Origin of the sequence: Ancylobacter sp. Lp-2, assembly GCF_020523795.1 — a bacterium.
Classification (GTDB): Bacteria; Pseudomonadota; Alphaproteobacteria; order Rhizobiales; family Xanthobacteraceae; genus Ancylobacter.
Map to the genome: position 1 here is coordinate 107,920 of NZ_JAJALI010000001.1, position 16,873 is coordinate 124,792.

19 protein-coding genes are annotated in these 16,873 nt (G+C 63.7%); 1 reads left to right on the plus strand and 18 read right to left on the minus strand.

Features of this window, described 5'->3' with window-relative positions:
- Positions 1–13: 13 nt before the first annotated feature.
- From LGR54_RS00515 to LGR54_RS00600, 18 genes are all read right to left on the minus strand, one after another.
- A complete protein-coding gene (locus LGR54_RS00515; RefSeq protein WP_230360034.1) occupies positions 14–2,062 on the minus strand; it encodes a relaxase/mobilization nuclease domain-containing protein in 2,049 nt (682 codons plus the stop codon).
- 292 nt (positions 2,063–2,354) lie between these two features.
- A complete protein-coding gene (locus LGR54_RS00520) occupies positions 2,355–3,284 on the minus strand; it encodes a lytic transglycosylase domain-containing protein (protein ID WP_230360035.1) in 930 nt (309 codons plus the stop codon).
- 4 nt (positions 3,285–3,288) lie between these two features.
- Positions 3,289–3,624 (minus strand): DUF736 domain-containing protein, encoded by a 336-nt coding sequence (locus LGR54_RS00525; protein WP_230360036.1) that lies wholly within the window; start codon positions 3,622–3,624, stop codon positions 3,289–3,291.
- 44 nt (positions 3,625–3,668) lie between these two features.
- Complete coding sequence (locus LGR54_RS00530) at positions 3,669–4,214, minus strand: S26 family signal peptidase (RefSeq protein WP_230360037.1); 546 nt, start codon at positions 4,212–4,214, stop codon at positions 3,669–3,671.
- A complete protein-coding gene (locus LGR54_RS00535; protein WP_230360038.1) occupies positions 4,211–4,732 on the minus strand; it encodes a DUF2840 domain-containing protein in 522 nt (173 codons plus the stop codon). The genes LGR54_RS00530 and LGR54_RS00535 overlap by 4 nt, the downstream gene beginning before the upstream one ends.
- A complete protein-coding gene (locus LGR54_RS00540; RefSeq protein WP_230360039.1) occupies positions 4,729–4,983 on the minus strand; it encodes a hypothetical protein in 255 nt (84 codons plus the stop codon). Before LGR54_RS00540 ends, LGR54_RS00535 begins: the two co-directional genes overlap by 4 nt.
- The gene (gene parA, locus LGR54_RS00545) at positions 4,980–5,633 is read right to left on the minus strand and encodes a ParA family partition ATPase (RefSeq protein ID WP_230360040.1); all 654 of its coding nucleotides are present in this window, start codon (positions 5,631–5,633) and stop codon (positions 4,980–4,982) included. Before parA ends, LGR54_RS00540 begins: the two co-directional genes overlap by 4 nt.
- A complete protein-coding gene (locus LGR54_RS00550; protein ID WP_230360041.1) occupies positions 5,630–6,709 on the minus strand; it encodes a replication initiator protein A in 1,080 nt (359 codons plus the stop codon). Before LGR54_RS00550 ends, parA begins: the two co-directional genes overlap by 4 nt.
- 1 nt (position 6,710) lies before the next feature.
- Positions 6,711–6,980: an AlpA family transcriptional regulator gene (locus LGR54_RS00555; protein WP_048646203.1), complete on the minus strand. Its 270-nt coding sequence runs from the start codon at positions 6,978–6,980 to the stop codon at positions 6,711–6,713.
- A gap of 157 nt (positions 6,981–7,137) precedes the next feature.
- On the minus strand, positions 7,138–7,695 hold the full coding sequence (locus LGR54_RS00560; protein ID WP_370638101.1) for a DUF2285 domain-containing protein: 558 nt from the start codon (positions 7,693–7,695) through the stop codon (positions 7,138–7,140).
- Positions 7,676–7,930, minus strand: coding sequence for a transcriptional regulator domain-containing protein (locus tag LGR54_RS00565; protein WP_230360042.1), 255 nt, complete (start codon positions 7,928–7,930; stop codon positions 7,676–7,678). Before LGR54_RS00565 ends, LGR54_RS00560 begins: the two co-directional genes overlap by 20 nt.
- A gap of 297 nt (positions 7,931–8,227) precedes the next feature.
- The gene (locus LGR54_RS00570) at positions 8,228–9,070 is read right to left on the minus strand and encodes a DUF932 domain-containing protein (RefSeq protein WP_230360043.1); all 843 of its coding nucleotides are present in this window, start codon (positions 9,068–9,070) and stop codon (positions 8,228–8,230) included.
- A 387-nt stretch (positions 9,071–9,457) separates the two neighbouring features.
- On the minus strand, positions 9,458–9,778 hold the full coding sequence (locus tag LGR54_RS00575; RefSeq protein ID WP_048646204.1) for a DUF736 domain-containing protein: 321 nt from the start codon (positions 9,776–9,778) through the stop codon (positions 9,458–9,460).
- 733 nt (positions 9,779–10,511) lie between these two features.
- A complete protein-coding gene (locus tag LGR54_RS00580; RefSeq protein WP_230360044.1) occupies positions 10,512–10,802 on the minus strand; it encodes a putative quinol monooxygenase in 291 nt (96 codons plus the stop codon).
- A 41-nt stretch (positions 10,803–10,843) separates the two neighbouring features.
- On the minus strand, positions 10,844–11,266 hold the full coding sequence (locus LGR54_RS00585) for a type II toxin-antitoxin system VapC family toxin (protein WP_230360045.1): 423 nt from the start codon (positions 11,264–11,266) through the stop codon (positions 10,844–10,846).
- Positions 11,263–11,517: a plasmid stabilization protein gene (locus LGR54_RS00590; RefSeq protein WP_230360046.1), complete on the minus strand. Its 255-nt coding sequence runs from the start codon at positions 11,515–11,517 to the stop codon at positions 11,263–11,265. Before LGR54_RS00590 ends, LGR54_RS00585 begins: the two co-directional genes overlap by 4 nt.
- A gap of 96 nt (positions 11,518–11,613) precedes the next feature.
- Positions 11,614–12,030, minus strand: coding sequence for a hypothetical protein (locus tag LGR54_RS00595; RefSeq protein ID WP_230360047.1), 417 nt, complete (start codon positions 12,028–12,030; stop codon positions 11,614–11,616).
- Positions 12,031–12,164: 134 nt separating this feature from the next.
- On the minus strand, positions 12,165–14,201 hold the full coding sequence (locus tag LGR54_RS00600) for a ParB/RepB/Spo0J family partition protein (RefSeq protein WP_230360048.1): 2,037 nt from the start codon (positions 14,199–14,201) through the stop codon (positions 12,165–12,167).
- A 635-nt stretch (positions 14,202–14,836) separates the two neighbouring features.
- On the opposite strand from LGR54_RS00600, the gene LGR54_RS00605 reads away from it, so the two are divergent.
- On the plus strand, positions 14,837–16,843 hold the full coding sequence (locus LGR54_RS00605; RefSeq protein WP_230360049.1) for an ATP-binding protein: 2,007 nt from the start codon (positions 14,837–14,839) through the stop codon (positions 16,841–16,843).
- The last annotated feature ends 30 nt before the right edge of the window (positions 16,844–16,873 follow it).

Here is a 16,873-nt window from a genome sequence, read left to right on the forward strand (position 1 = left end):
GCCGTTACCTCCGTTACAATCCGAGCCCCCTCTGCCGCCCGAACTGCCACGACACCGATCCGCCCTGCACGATGCCTGCGACCTCTCGCCCGAGCTGACGGTCGATGACAGGCCGCCATGGGACAAGCGTGAACTCCTGGGACTTTTCGACGATGGCGAACTTGCCGCTCGATAGCTGCACCGTCCCGGTGAAGGTGCCCGCGACGGTTTCGCCATCGGCGGCAGCTCGGAAAGGCTTCGCTCTCTCCTCCGCCAGAGCCACGCCGATGCGGGCCACTTCGCGCTCCTGAAGTGTGGCGATCAGATTGCGCCGATATGCGATGCGACCGTCCGTCTGACGGATGGCATCGCCTCGGTCGATCAGAGTCTCGCGTCGCCGCTCCATCGCCTCGCGCACCTGCTCGCCGAAACCGGCAGGCGACAGGTCCAACGCGCCTGCACCGACCAACCGCCGATCGAGCCAGGTCGCGCCGTCCGATCCGATCTGGCGCTCGAGGTCGAAGGTCGAAAGGATACGGATATTGGCACGGGCATTCCGGCCCGCGTCATAGGCGGCGGCGCGCGCCACGAAATCCTCCGGGATGCGCCATTGATCGGCGTCGATCCGCTCCGCGATCCCGGCCCGCCGCAACGCTTCCAGGCGACGGACATGGGCATCGACGAAGCCCTCATAGTTCCCGCCCGGCACACCATCGAACCGGGCCTGCTCCAGATGCCGGCTCGGCCGATAGATGCCGTCCTCGGCCATCCCGGCGATGGCCCGATCGGATGGACGGACGGCGCTGTCGGGTGCCCCGATCTCGATGACGCTGCCGATCCGAGCGTCTTCGACGCGGGCCGGGTCGATGCCGGCGACATGGTGCGTGCGCCCGTCGATCCCATCGACCACCAGCGTCAGGCTCTCCCCCAGCTCGTCGGAGAGGTGCTTGTCGATGACGCGGCCGACGATTGGCCTCGCGGGTGCGGCGTCATGAATCTCGAAGCTCATCGGATCGCGCTCGGCGCCCTCGGCCCGGAGCGCCTTCTGCATGGTGCGGATGATATCGCCGCGTTCGCCCATCTCGCGCAGGGTCGGCTCCAACCGTTCGCTCAACTCCCAGACGCCGGGCGCATGTTCTGTGGCGAGGCCCATGTCGCCGAGCTTGCCGAGACGGCGCAGCCGTATGGTCCGATCGGATTGGCCGCGCAGATCGTCCGGTTCATGGCGCAGGTCAATGAAGCGGTCCTGGCTTTCCGCGATCATCGCCCGGTCGATGCGGGTGAACCGGTCCTGGTCGATCTCCGCCGTGAGCTTGCGGCGCTGCTCGATCTCGGTGATGGGACCAAGTTCCAGCGTCGCCAGTTCGCCCGCCCGTTCGCGGATGCCGCCCGCGAGATAATCGCCGTTGATGACGAGATCCTCGCCCACGGCGTCGCGGCCATTGACGATGACATGGACATGCGGATGGCCAGTGTTGTGGTGGTTGACGGCGACCCAATCGAGCTTGGTGCCGAGGTCGACCTCGACCTGCGCCATCAGTTCGCGGGTGTAGCCAGTGAGGTCCGCAAGATCGGCGGCGTCTTCAGGCGACACGATGAAGCGGAACTGGTGGCGATCGTCCTTGCCGCGATCGACGAAAGCATCGCCATCGGCGCGATCCTCACCCGCTGAATAGAGCCGGCCGCGCTCGCCATTGCGGGCGGTGCCGTCCCGCTGAATATAGCGCAGATGCGCGGCGGCCTTACCGCTGCGACCGGCCGCGCGAACCGACCGCGATTTGACGATGACACGGCGGCTGCCGGGCTGGCGATGGCTCCAGCCGTTCGACAGATTGCGGGCACGCACGAAGGCCGCGCCGCGCCCGCGCTGGACGCCCCTGCCGGAAGCGATGATGCTCTTGCCCTTGGCCGCACGACCGGAGCTGCCGCCTTTGGCCGACCGGCTTCGGCCGGAAGCGGCCTGCTGCTGGCGCGTGATCTTGCGAATCTTGCTGAGGAAGCTCTTGGCCTGGCCCGCCTTCGGCGCGTCGGATCGCACACGGCCGGGCCTTGGCCGGAAACGGTTGTCGTCGTCGCGGCTCATGGCCGCCGATCCACTCGAAATCGCCGCTTTCGGCGCAGGGTGCCGCGAGAAGTCCGGGAAATGCTGTCTTTGCCGCGCCTCGCGGCACCATGAAGGCCCGGCGACGGTGCCGCCCCAAACAGTGTGCAGACAAGGGCTTGGCCCCCGGATCGGACCCATAGGGTGCCGTCCGCTTTAATCTTGCCCTCCCGCCTGCCTTCCCGTTCTGCCCCTCCAGTCCAGGAATGAGACTGCCGCCAGCCGCATTCCCTGCACACAACAATCCGCCGTGCCATGCCGCCGACCATGATGCTCATGGCCGTGGTCCCGTGTTCGCCCGCGCGACGAACAGGCCATCGGACTGCGGCGCGATGTCGGAAATATCGCGCACCGCGACCGCCGCTGGCACGTCATTCGATGGACGATCGGCCGGCACCGGATCGGCAACGGACGCGCGATCCGGCTGCGCGATGAACAAGGGCGCGCGGGTCCATGCCAGCGGATCGGCCGCCGCGACTATGACGGGCGTGACGATCGCGTTGCCGTCGATGATCGGCGCGATAGCGGCGACATAGGCGCGGGTCTCGGCCGGCAATGGCCGACCGGAAAGCGACGCCTCATAGCGTCCGGGACCGGCATTATAAGCAGCGAGCATGGCGGTGACGCTGCCGTAGCGGTCGTGCAGTTCGCGCAGATAGGCGGTGCCGGCAAGGATGTTGTCGCGCGGATCGTAAACGTCGCCGCCGAGCCGATGCCGGACGCGCAACTCCGCCCATGTGGCGGGCATGATCTGCATCAGCCCCATCGCGCCGGCCGAAGAGATGGCGCGTGGATCGCCCGCGCTTTCGGCGCGCATGACCGCTCTGATCCATGCCGCCGGGACGCCGAATCGCTGCGAGGCTTCCACGATATGGGGAGCATAGGGATCAGCGGGTGCGGCCCGCTCCGCCGGTTGGGGCTGCGCCACTGCTGCGACGGGCAAGATGGAAGCGAACAGCACCGCTACCATCAGGACCGCGTATCGGACGTGCGCGCCTTCTCCGCTGCGAGGCCAGCCTGCCAGCGTGCTCGCTGCGGTCAAGGGTGCGCGCGAAGCGCCGGCCAATGGCGGCCCTTGACCTTCGCTGCGCGCGCCGGCCGACCTGCGTTCGAGTGGGACGAAGGGATGAGACGGCTTTCCCGCGAACAAAGGGATGATGGATCGGAACGGGATCGCTTGCGCGAGCAGGCTGACGGGCGGCATGATGTCAATCCCTCCCGTCGCGCTTTTGCGGGCGGCTCCAGTGCAGGGACCAAGCGCTGCCGGCATCGTCGTCGCGGAACAGATTGGCGCGGATCGGTTGCGGTAGAGCAGGATCGTCGATCAGCAATGCGACGTATTCGCCCGCACGCTCGCCAGTGCGTTTCCAGCCCGCGCCGATCTCCGGGCCTTCGTCATTGCCGTGATGAATGCGGTAGTCCGGGGCGTTCTCGGTGTCGGACGGTTCGGCCGGAACGACGGTGACTTCGCGATAGATGGTGAAGGTATGAATGCGGCCGACAAAGCCGGAGTCCTCGCGCGTGAATGTGCCGATCTGCGGCATGGAAACCTCCTTGGGATTGCGATGGCGGGGAAAGAGCGCGGCGGTCAGCGTGTCGCCGCACGCCAGACGAAGCGGCCGTCGCCGTCCTCGTCGGTGTAGATCGGCGTCGCCTTGCCGATGACGGTGCGCGCCGGAATCGGGCCGAAGTAACGGCCGTCCAGGCTGTCGCGAACGTCGGGATTCATCAGGAAGATGTCGCCGTCCGCGATGCGCCGGCAGCCCTGCCAGATGGGCAGTTCGCGGCCGTGCCGGTCTCGGTCGAGTGCGTCGCCGAGCGGCACGGCGTCGACGGTCACGGCGTTGCCGGTACGGCAAACCCGTTGACCGGAAAGCCCCATGACGCGCTTCATCAGCGGCACGTCGCGGCCGATATACCCGCGCTCCACCATGAAATCGGCAAGCGGCTTGTCCGGCATGACGGCGACCAGATCGCCAACAGCCAGGTCGCTTGGGCGTTCGAGGTCGTAGAGACCGATCGGCACGCTGGCCGAGGCGTTCCAGACAAGGCGCAGCGGCGTCGGAATAAACGCGGCGATGGCGACGCCCATCGTCGCAAAATACGTCACCATGACGTACCCGAAGCGGGTCATTGCCCGATCTCCCGCCGCTTGAGCCACGCCTGATGGCGATCCACCGTGTAGGGGCGCGGCGTATGGCCGGCGCCGATCCGGTTGCCGACATGCCGCCAGTGGTCGGGCGCGACCTCGCAAGCGTCGATGCCGACGGCCTCCACAGCGTCGATATGGCGGAGCACCTGTTCGACCTTCGGCCAGCCTTCGATCTTCAGAAGGATGTCACCGCCGGGGCGCACGAAAGGAAGCGTCTGATAGGCTTCACCTGACTCGACGGCGCGCACGATGTCGATGCGCGAGATGATGGTTCCGAAGTCGTTCGCCGCCCAGCGCACGAAGGCAAAGACGCTGCCGGGGCGATAGGAGAAGAGGCGGCGGCGGCGGTCGAGAACCTGTTCGTGCGCCTCTCGGCCGAACCTGATCCAGTTCTCGATCCGCTTCTCGATATGCGTCAGCTCGACATGGGTAAGGCTGTCGGATGGCAACGCGGACGGCATGGGGCCGCCGCGCGCGCGGGGCACCGCTGCGCTCGTCATGATGGGTCTCCTTCGGTGGCTGGGGGAAATTCGCGCGCGAGCAGATCGCGAAGCATGTCGGCGACGGTGACGCCGCGCCGGAACGCGGCGATCTTGATCCGGCCGCGCAGATCCTGCGTCACGTCGATGGTCAGCCGCGCGTTGAAGCCACCGGCATCGCTGTCACGCGGGGGAGCGTCGGACGCCTTGATCCAATGCTCGGGATCGACCGGCCGTGATGCGAACCTGCGGCGGGACGTTCGCTCGCTCATGGCGACGCCCTCCCGATGCCGAGGGCGTCGATCGCTACTGCCAGCGCCGCGATCTCGCGCGCGGCGGGCGTGTCATCATCCAGTTCGGACACCAACCGTCCCGACTGTGCGGCGGCGGCAAAGGCGATGCGCTGACCTATGGTGGCAGCAAGGACCGGCGGATCATGCTCGGCCAGTGTCTCGGCCGTCTCGCGGGCCAGCACGGTGCGCGCGCCGCAGCGATTGAGCACGAAGCGGGCGACCAATTCGGACCGGTAGATGCACGCCTCAGTGATGAGCGCCAGCATTTCGGCCGAAGCCCAGCCATCGAATGGCGACGGCTGCACCGGGATCAACACCAGGTCGGCGGCGAGTAGCGCCGAGCGCATCAGGGCAGCGACACGCGGCGGCCCGTCGATCACGACGTGATCGGCGTCACGGGCCAGCTCCGGCGCTTCCCGGTGCAGGGTGTCGCGAGCCAGGCCGACGACGCCGAATGTGCGGGCCAGACCCTCGCGGGCGCGCTGTTGCGACCAGTCCAGCGCCGAGCCTTGCGGGTCCGCGTCGATCAGCGTGACGCGCTTGCCCTGCCGCGCCCATTCTCCGGCGAGGTTCAGCGCCAGCGTCGTCTTCCCGACGCCGCCCTTCTGATTGAGGAGCGCGACGATCATGGCGCACCTCGCCGGGTGGCACCGGCACTGTGCCTCGCAGGCGCGCGCGTCAAAGAAGAAGAGTTAGATTCTTTGTTAGACTCTAAGTTAGCAGTCGGATTCCGCGTTTCAGGCCAGAGACTTAACTGTGGTTCGTGCGCCCGAAATCCCGATAGTCCTGCGCCCGAAGTCCCGATACCGTTTGCGCCCGAAGTCACGAGTGTTTCCACAGCGCTGTCCACAGGCACTGTGGACAGACCGTAGGGGCGGATTTGCATCATCTCGCGCCGCCCTTCGCGCCAGATGTCGAGGCGATAACCGGGCAGCGGCTGACGGGCGGCGATGCGGCGCAGGTCGAGCGCGAAATCGGAGATGCGCGCGAGGCTGCCCGACTTCTCGTGCAGATGGACGACTTCGAACAGCCAGCCATGCTGCTGGCGGCCAGCGTGCTTGCGGGCGACGCGATAGAGCCAGCGTTCGATGCCGCCGGTCAGCCGGAAATAGAGCGGGTCGATGGTCAGGACCAGCGAGCGGTCGATGACGCCGCGATAGAACCAGTCGGGCAGGACGAACTCCATGCCCTCGACGCGGCCGTCGCGGGTGGTCAGTTCTTCCCATTCGTTGATCCAGGAGAATTGATGCCGCCGCCAATGCTCGCCGTGACGGATGGTGGTGCGGATGACGGTCGATTGTAGGCGGGCGAGCGCGCCCTTCAGCAGGCGGTATTCGCGCGCGCCGGTGGCGCGGCCGATCGCCTGCAAAAGCTGATAGGGCGTGAAGCGCAGGAAGCGCGACGTGCGCAGGCCGTGGTTCTCGGCCTCGACGATCTGGCTGGCGGCCCAGATGAGCACGTCCGCATCCCAGATGGTGGCCATGCCGTGTTCGGGCATCCCGAAGACTTCGACACGCTGGCCGCCGGCCTCGTAGAGGATCGGAGCGACCCGCTTGGCCTTGGCGAGCGAGAAGAACGGCCGCTCCATGAGGTCGCGCTGATCGCGTGGGGATGCGTCGCCGGTGGCGACCACGAACGGATCGAGCCGTTCGCGCTCGCTGCCTCGTGCGAAGCGTCCTCTGCCGGAGGTGACATCACCGGGCATCTCAGCGTGACGCCTTTTCGGCGGGTGTCAGCGGACGGGCCGGGAAAACGCGCGTGGCGGTCTTCTCGGACGCGGACTTGCGGATGCCGTCCTCGGTCCACGCCTGAAGGTCATCGACGGAGTAGACGATCCGCCCGCCGATCTTGCGGTAGGTCGGGCCGGTGCCGTAGGTGCGGTGCTTTTCCAGCGTACGAATGGAAATGCCGAGGAAGCGGGCCGCATCGGGAGCGCGCAGGTATCGGGGCGGCAGCCCCGTCTTCGGATCTATCATGATCGGATCTCCGGTCGGGTTCGAGCGGGCTACCGGTGGCGGCAGCGGGCTGTGGCGAACCGTGGCGGAGAAATGGCGGCTTGCAGCGTGCCGGATTTAAGGGGGCGCGATTCCGGCACCCCGACCGATTGCCACGTCTTCGGCAGCGCGATGGTGATTAGCGCCAGTATGCGGAATGGATGGGATAGCGAAGCAAGTCGCGGTAGCCGCCCCGCATGTAGCGCAAGCCATCGGCAACCAGGCGGCGCGTCTGGTTCTTGCGCGAATCTGCTTCCCAGTCGGCTTTGGTGCCAGCGAAGCCAAGGAGCTTTTCGGCGATCTGGCGATAACTTGCGCCTTCAAGATGGCCGTCGAGCGCGCGCAGGACCAGAATGAACCGATCGCGCGTCTGCTGTGGCAGGACCCGCGGTCCCTCGCCGATGGGCCGATCAGACAGGGCGCGCCAGATGCGCAAAAGCGCCTCGGCGCGAAGTTCCAACAGGGCGTCAAGGGGCAGAACAACGCAGTAGGTCGCTCGATCGTCTGGTGGCGTTTCGGCGAGCCAGAACTGATGGCTCAAGTCAGTCGATTGCCAAAGGCCATGCCATCCTCCGTCCACATCCGGGCGAGCATCGAGGCCGGACAGGCCCGGCAGATCGATCGGCATGGCGGCGGGATCGTCGCCGACTTTGGTGGTACACCGAAGCTCGATGGCCTCAGGCAGCAGCGCGGGCATCCAGAACAACGGGACGTGGCCCGCTGGCTGGTGCGGATCGGCCGGGAAATCGTAACCCCCAGCGCTCGGAGAAACTTCTCCGGGCGGCGGCTTGATGTTGAGGAAGAGCTTTCACGCGATGAAAGTCACGATGATAGTCGTCATCGCGGCGTAGAAACTCCCAGGCAAAGCCGGCGGTGGAGATGCTATGCGCATGTCCGTAAGCGGCCGGCGCGCGCCAATCAGAACTCGGCATGGCGTCACCCCTAATCTTGCGCCGCCTCGCGACACTAGAAAGAAGAAAGGTGAACAACCTCAGATGTATTTTGCAGATATTGTTTAGAGATATGTTGATCGTTTAATGCGATCAATATTGGTTAATGTTTTACTATCAGAATAGACGTTCTCTGGCGAGCCGGGCGTGCCCGGCGAGCCGTTTTTTGCGCAGCAAGCCCGCCGATCCGCGAAAGCGGATCGGCGGGAAATCGGAAATCCGATGTTGGGCAAAGGCGGAAAGCCGTAGAACCGGAGTGGCGGTTCTACGGCTTTGCGATCAGGCGGTTTTCAGGCGCTGCATTCCCTCGGCCAGCGTCCACAGGGCTCGATTGAGGCCGACATTCTGGTCGATGCCGTTGATGGCTCGGGTCTGGCTGCGGCGGATACGACCGTCTGACGTCTGGCGGCGTCCGCTGAGTCCGCCCCGGATGAGGTTTTCCTGAATGACGTTGAAGGTCTGCCACAGGCTTTGCCCGATATCCTCGCGGCGGCGCGGAGCGATAATCTGGTCCGGGCGAAGGGGGCTTTCGTCCTCGCCATAGCGGGCGACGAGGCTCGCTTCCCCCAACACCTGCTGTTCGGCCTGCGACAACCGGGTTTCCTTCATCGTCTCAGTCGCATCGATCAAGCGCGGGAAATCCTCCGCGACAGTGTAAACGCCTTCGATGATCTGATCCTGTATCCCGCCTTTGTGCGGAACGCGGACTTCCTCGAACCGCTCGCCCGCGATCATGCTGTTTGTGCAGACGAAACGCAGCACGCCCGCGAACATCTGATAGGCTGACGTACCGTCATGTGAATTGACGATGATGACTTCCGCCGCCTCCGGCTTGCCGATGCCATCGTCCCGGCGCAGGCGCAGCATGTGCTTGGCGTGGCCCATGCGCTCACCATCGCGCGGAACCGCCTGCACGGCGAAGAACGGGAACCATCCTTCCCGGCGCAGCCCCTCCACAATCTCGATGGTGGGAACATAGACATAGCGCTCCGAGCGGCTGTCATGGGCTTCGCGGGCGAAGATGGACGGGACGTGTCGATAGAGGGTTTCGTTGTCGAGGGCTTCGCGCCCGCTGATCTGGTGGGAGTTGCGGCCGAACCGGGTGGCGAGGCTGTAGGTCATGATCTTGATCCTCATTGGCTTGGGTTGGAGCGCAGCGCTGCGCTGCAACCCTGGCCGTCGCCGAGACCGGGGGGTGCAAGGAGCAAGGGCGGCCGGGCCGGAGGGGGATCACCCGGCCTGCACGGAACGGCGGAACGACGTGGAGGAAGGCTGGGGAGACCGGCCCGGACGAGCGTCAGCGATCCCTTGCGCCGCGCCAGGGGGCAGCGCCCCCAAGCAAGCTTGCCGGCGTGAGCGCCAGCGGGAGCCGGGCACAAAGCTGGATCAGGATGTGCAAAGCCGCCGAGACTGAAAGCCGCATATCCTGATTGCCGTATTCCCCTCAGGACGGCGGATAAGCATGAAGAAGCCCCGCGCGCGGCGGGGCTTCGTCGGCGATATCCGTTTTCAATCGCCGTTGCGGCGGGACCAGATCAGATTGTGGCTTTCGCCGCTCTCGTCCTCGACCAGGCTGGCGTAGATCGGGGCCGGAAAGCTCGGATCGTCCAGCTTGACCGAGAGATATTCGCGGCCGGTCTCGCGAGCGGTTTTCTTCCAGGCTGCACCGAACTCGACGGATGGGCCGGCGATGATGCGATAATCAGGGCCGCGTTCGCTTTCGCCTTCGGTGGGGACGAGCTTGGCCTTGACGTTGAGGGTCAGGGTTTTGACCGTGCCGGTGAAGCCCGCGCCATTGTCGTTCTTGGTAAAGGTGCCGATGGTCGCCATTGTCGTTACTCCGTTCCACGGGCCGCGCCTATCGCGACCTCGATGGTGGTCGTGCGACCGGAGACGATCGGCCCGCACCCTTCAGGGCTGGAACGCAGTGGAAGGCGGCCGGCGGCGGCTTTTTTGGCTCGCGGTGCAAAGCGCGCTCGCGCGCGGCGGAAAAAAGCTCGCGACGGACGTTGCGGGAAATCGATCGAGGCGAAGCCGGTCTTCGGTCAGACCCATGCCATTCGAGGGCGCCGTGGGCGCGGCCCTGCAGAAGGAAACGTGACCTTGGCGATGATGCCCCTTGTCCGACGCGATGCGCGCCATGAACCGGCAGATCGAGATCCGACCTTCAGGCGTTGGATGGCCTTTCCACACTTTGGCGGTAACGTGCAGACCGCCGCGGCATCCTCCGTTCACGCGATACGGGTGCTGAATGCTCGCCGCCGGGCCGGCTTTGCAGTTCAGTCGGTCGGGCTAGGCGACCCGAGCGCCCATCCTGATTTCAGCTTCGTGATCGGAGGACGCGGGAAAGATTCGCGGCAAATCCGCTGCAACTGCGATTGAAAACGGATATCGCCGAAGCGGCCCCCTCCCGTGCGAGGCTTTGTGTAGTCCGCCAATTTTTCGCCTTAGCGATCGAAGCCGAATGGCGGAAACGCGCCATCGCGTGGTTCCGGCGCAGCCGAGAGCGCGGCCCGAAGGGCAACGCCTAAACTTGTTCGGAAGAAACGCCTCTCCGATCGAGTCAGGCCGGAAACGCATCCATGAGGATGAACGTCGCTTTCTGCCGCTGGTGAGCATTGATGAGCGGGACCAGCCGCGTGAAATGCTCGGTCCTGCAATGGGCGTCCAGCGCCGCTCGATCCGGCCATTCCTCGATGAAGATGAAATGTCCGGGGTCTTTCTGGTCGGTGAAGAGGTCGTAGGAGATGCAGAGGTCTTCCTGCCGGGTCTTCTCGACCAGCTCGCGGTAAAGCGGCAGGACGATCTCAACCGCTTCCGATTTGATGAAATCCTCGGCGATGACCTTGAGCATAAGGCGGCTCTCCATTTCGCAATCGGGCGATGCTCCGATGCTCAGCGTCCGGCCGTCCAAGGGTCGATGATCGGGAGACCCGCCGCCTTGAAGGCGCTGGCGTCACGCGTGGCGACCGCAAAGCCGTGGGCGGTCGCGATGGCCGCGATGTAACCGTCCGGTGTCGGAAAGCCCTTGCCAGCGTTGCGCGCCGCAACGGCGAGGTCGGCATAGCGGCGGGCCGCGTCCGTATCGAAGGGGAGGATTCTGCCGTCGAACAGGCCGAGGAGTCCGTCGAGGGTTGCGGCGAGCTTCTGCTTGCGCTGCCCGTCCGGCATCGCGCCGATGCCGAACAGGAGTTCCGCGACGGTGACGCTGGAGAGATAAAGGGTTTCGGCAGCCTGCTCGTCCAGCCAGTCGCGCACGGCGGGAGCCGGTTCCGGCTTCATCGCCTCGGAGACGACATTCGTATCCAAAACGATCATTCAAAGCTCATGGGCACGGCGGGCGTCCGGTCGCGGGCCTGTTCCAGCGCCTCGAAATCGGCATTGGTCAGCCCGGCCTCCCGGCTCAACGCTGCTAGGGCGGAACCGATGCGCAGGCGGTTGGCGGGACGAACCGCCTCTTCCAGAATGTCCCGGATTTCGGCTTCGGTGCTGCGGCCATGATGGGCCGCACGCACCTTGAGGGCGCGGTGCGCCTCGTCGGACAGGTTGCGAATGGTGACGGCGGGCATCTGATGGCGTCTCCGGCTAGGTGATAGCGACGCCATCAACATAGTTAAGTTGATATCATCAATCAAGATGTGACGGCCACAAGAGGCGCGGTTGCGCTATCTGGTGGGCGGGCTGATGTCTGCCGCCAATCGCAACCACGCCGCTAGGCCAACGAAGCCGCCGCCGATGATCGAGAAGACTTGCCGCCAGACTTCGGACGGCACGGCTTGCGTGGCGATGCCATGAACCAGCGCGTAGCCCGCGATGGCAGCGGGCGCGGCGAAGACGAGCGCCACGGCAAGGCGCAGGATCGGCGCGCGCACCGCCATGAACAGGACGATCAGCAGGCCATAGGCGGCTGCACCCGCCACCAGCCCGACCAAGCCCGCGCCGATGAGGCCGGAGCCGGAGGCGTAGGCCCAGCGCGCCGCCTCAACACCGATCATGAAAGGCAGCGCATAGACGGCGAGCGTATAGGCCAGAATGCAAAGGCCGGCGACCACTGCGATGGCCATCAGCATGAGCACGAACATCGCAAGTTCCTCCTGAACCGATGACGGTCACGGTCATCGGCGGGTCGCGGGGGGCGATCCCCGCGCGACCGCGATTTTTTTCCGAGAGTGAAGAAAGGAAGGCCGGGACCGCGTGCACGATCCCGGCCCGGTCCTCACTCGGCGGCTTGGAGGTAGGCGTCCGCGTCCGGCTCGGCGTCGAGCCATGCGGGTCGCGTGGTGCGCAGCACGGTCGGCAGCCAGCCGGTTCCGGCCAGAAGCTGTTCGGCGGCTTGCGCCATCTCCGGCTTCTTCAAGCCCGCGATCCGCTCGGCGGCTTCATCGCTGACGGCTTCCCGCACGGCGGCGAGGATATGCGCCTTGGTCACACGCCCGAGATAGGTCTGCCCGGTCGGGGTCCAGTGCGCCGACATGTCCAGTGTCGTCGCCGTCGCCAGTTTCTCCGCCGTCGCGCGGGCGTTCGGCTTCTGCTCCCATGGCAACTTGACCGCATTGACGGTCATGGCGGCGCAATGGGCGAGCAAGGCCATGAGGCTCGCATGGTCCAGCCCGGCGATGAAAGTCCAAAGGTCCGCCACGTTGCGAGGCATATCCGACGCCCATCCGGCATGACGATCGGCCAGCGCCTTCGCGGCGGGCGTGTCCTCGATCCCGTCCGCGTGGGAGGCGAGATAGGCGCTGGTCAACCGGATTTCGAGGCAGGAAGCTTCCCCGCCACGATAGAAGGTCTGCGCCGCCAGCGCATGAACCACGGCGACAAGCGCCATATCCGGCTGCTCGCCAAGAGCGAGGCGAAGGCCAAGGGTGCGATGGGCCGTCAGGTCGCGGATGAGAAGATCCGATAGCGACTTGCCCGCATCCCCGGCGTCCTCGTCCTCCGTGTGCGGTTCGGCTTCCTCGTCCTCACCGTCTCCCTCGTTCCCGATGATCTCCCCATCCTCGGTGACGATCACGCCGTCCACGATGCCGGGTTCTTCCTCTGGTTCAGGGGCCTCGTCCTCGGCGCGAATGAAGCCGCGTTCGATCCGAGCCGTGCCGTCATGATTGAGGATAACGAACACGCCGCCGCGCGCGATCTCGCCGGCGTCATAGGCATGGCGCTTGGCGTCGATCCGCTCGATCTCCGCTTCCAACTCCCCGAACCGCTGGTCCACCTCGTCCGGCAATTCGTCATAGCCGTCATATTCGGCGGTCAGACGGTCGTATTCCTCCTGTGATGCGTCATAGGCAGTGGCATCTTCCTCCGACAGGTCCACCGGATGCGGATAGGTGCGGCGCATTCCGTGTGCATGGGGGAAGTCGATGTGAACGGCAGTCCACTTCCACCCCTCTGCCGTCTGCACCTCGGCGGCAACGCCTTCCAACTTGTTGATGACAAGCCGGTCGAGTAGCGCGGCATCCTCGAAATAGCCGCTCCGATCCTCGGTGAAGAGGTCGCGGATGATGGTGCCACCAGCCTCAGCGTAACTGTCCGCTCCGACGAAGATCGCGCGCCGGTCGGTCGCCGCGACATTCATTTTGGTCAGGTCACGCCGAATGGTCGCGGGATCGCGGTTCCATGACAGGTTCTCATAAACCTGCTCCTGCCGATCGTGGTCCTCGGTGATGGCAAAGGCCATCAACTGGTCCAGCGACAAGCTGCCGTCTCGATAGACCCGCATCAGCTTGGGGCTGACCGCACCAAGCCGAAGCCGCTGCTTCACGACATGCGCCGAAACCCCGAACCGGGCGGCGATTTCCTCCGCGCCCCATCCCCTGCGCTCGGAAAGCTCCCGGAATCGTTCGAACTGATCGGCGGGCGACATGCTTTCACGGGTAATGTTCTCATCAAGGCTGATTTCCGCCGCATCATTCTCGGTATCCAGCACGCAGCGGATGGCCTCTGTCTTCTTGATCTGCTTGCGCTTCACGCGCAGCAACTGCGCCAGCCTGCGGCCTTCGCCAATGGTCACGAAATAGCTTCCGGTGGGCTCGCCTTCCGCGTTCGTTTCTGGCTCCACCACCAGATTTTGCAGCATTCCCTTGGCCGCGATGCTGGCCGCCAGCGCCTCGATATGGGCTTCGCTGTGCGGGGTCTTGCGGGCGTTCTTAAGCGACTTCTTCAACTTGTTCAGCGGCACGAACAACACCGCGCCGTTTTCGATGGCGGGGGCTTCGGAAACCGTGGCGGTGGTTTCGACAGTGTAGGTCATGGTCTTGATCCTCATTGGCTTGGGTTGGAGCGCAGCGCTGCGCTGCAACCCTGGCCGTCGCCGAGACCGGGGGGTGCAAGGCGCAAGGGCGGCCGGGCGGAGGGGGATCACCCGGCCTGCACAAGCGGATCGAAGTCATGACGAGAGTGCGCAGCACATATCCGCGCGGAAGGCTGGGGATACCGCCCGTCCGCCCTTGTGCCGCGCCAGGGGGCAGCGCCCCCAAGCAACCGGCCCGGCCAGAGCAAAGCGGAGGCCGGGGAGATAGATTGGACCAGGATATGAGCGCGCGGGAGGCTGGAGACCCTAGATCCTGATCGCCGTTCTTTACGGAACGATCTCTCTAGGCAGATGTGTATCCATTGGGTACACTCCTGGCATGACCAAAAAAGATGTCGGGTTGCGCATCAGGTTGGACCGGGATCTTCGGGACGAATTCGTCGCGGCGTGCCAGGTCCATGATCGTCCAGCGGCACAAGTGCTTAGGGAGTTCATGCGCGAGTACGTCCGCGAAAGTGTCGCGTCCTCTGCGATCAGAGCTCCGGAACGAGAATCGAGAGGGAACGAAGAATGACATCGGCGAGCCTGTCCAGATACAAGGCAGACGACGGCCCGACCGACGTGAGCGAGGCGGCATGAGCAATGTCAACGTCAGGCGGCTGGTCGAGAACATCCGATCCGGGACTAACGTCTATACGCCTTTGGTTGAGCTAGTGGTGAACGCCATTCAGGCCATCGACCAAAAGGGCGTCAAGAATGGTCTGATCCAGATCGAAATCCTGCGAAGCGGACAGGCGGACATCATCGACCGTCTTGAGGATATCGATGGTTTTATCGTCAAGGACAACGGGGTCGGCTTCACGAAAAGCAACCGCGATTCCTTTGATACACTCTATACCGAACAGAAGATTGCTGATGGCGGTAAAGGATTCGGCCGTTTCACCTGCCTCAAGTATTTCAATTATGTGAAGGTCGCAAGCACCTTCGCTGTCGACGATGCGTTCCATGATCGATCCTTCAGGATGGGCCTAGATAAAGACATCATCGTTGAAGAGGAAACGTCTGCTTCGGAAAAGCGGGAGACGGGTACGGCAGTCGAGATTTCCGGAATCAAGTCGGTCAAGTTCCCCGACAAGCGCCTCGATACCGTCAGCCGCGTTATCGTCGAACGGTTGCTGCCTTATTTCGTGGACAAAGAGCGGGCTTGTCCGCGCATCTTGATCCGGGAAGCGAGCGAGCCATCCGGCGGCGTCTCTCTCAACGATTATCTGGGGAAGGACAACAGCCAGATTGTGGAGATGCGAGTTGAACAGGGCACGTTCACGCTCCCGGCCAACGAAGAGGCTAAAGACTTTCAAGTCCGCGTCTTTAAGTTCTATGCGCCGAGGTCGGCCAAGAGCAAAGTTAGCCTTGTCGCGCACCGGCGCGAGGTGACGGACAATCCGCTTCAAGCCTACATACCTGAATTTGCCGAGGAGTTTTATGAGGCCGGCCCCGACCAGGACCTGTCCAAGGGGCGCAACTTCGTCGTCAAATCCTATGTATTCGGCGACTACCTTAATGACAACGTGTCGCTCGAACGAGGCGAATTCCGCTTCCAGACCGACAACGACCTGCTGAGCGGCATTTCTCAAAGCGAGATCGAGCAAAAGGCCGCCGAGATCGCGCAGTCGGCGCTGGGCTCGGAAATTACCGAGCGGAAGAGGCGCAAGCAGGCGCGCATCGCCGACTATGTGTCGGCCGATGCGCCCTGGCACCGGACGCTAGCGAACGAGGTCGATTTCGACGCCCTGCCCATGCGTCCGTCCAACCAAGATATCGAGCTTCATCTCCAAAAGAAGAAGTACGAAAAGGAAATCCAGACGCGCTCACAGGTGGCCGCGCTACTGAAATCAGAAAACCCCGATGAGTTGGGCGAGAAGATCATTCAGCTTATGGATAGCATTTCTGACACCAGCAAGAACGATCTCATCCACTACGTTTCCATGAGAAAGTGCGTTCTCGACCTCTTTTCCAAGTCTCTAGAAATCGATGCCGATGGAAAACATAAATCGGAAGGCGACGTGCATGACATCATCATGCGGCGCAAGAAGGATTCAGAAGACCTCGACTATGATGCGCATAATCTCTGGATGCTGGATGAGCGGCTGAATTTTTCGTCCTACGTGTCTTCCGACAAGCCGCTGAACAGAGCCAATGGCGACAGGACCGATATCACTATCTACAACCGGCGTGTCGCCTTTCGTGGTGAGAACGAGGCCAGCAATCCCATCACGATCTTCGAGTTCAAGAAGCCGCAGCGCGACAACTTCGCTGATCCTTCATCGAAGGAAGACCCAATTCAGCAGATCGTTCGCTATGTGAACCAGATTAGAGACGGGAAGTTCAAGACCCCCACCGGACGGGACATTATCGTCAACGGCACGACGCCATTTTACGGATACGTGGTTTGCGACCTAACCGCCAAGGTCAGGAAATGGCTTGAATTCGAGAAAGACTTTACACCTATGCCTGACGGACTTGGATGGTTTCGATGGTTCGGTAATAATAGTCTCTATATGGAGGTTTTAAGCTGGACTAAGCTCCTTCGAGACGCAGAAATGCGAAACAAGATATTCTTCAATAAACTCGGAATAGACTGAAAAGATACGAGTAAAAAACTAGGGGGGTGT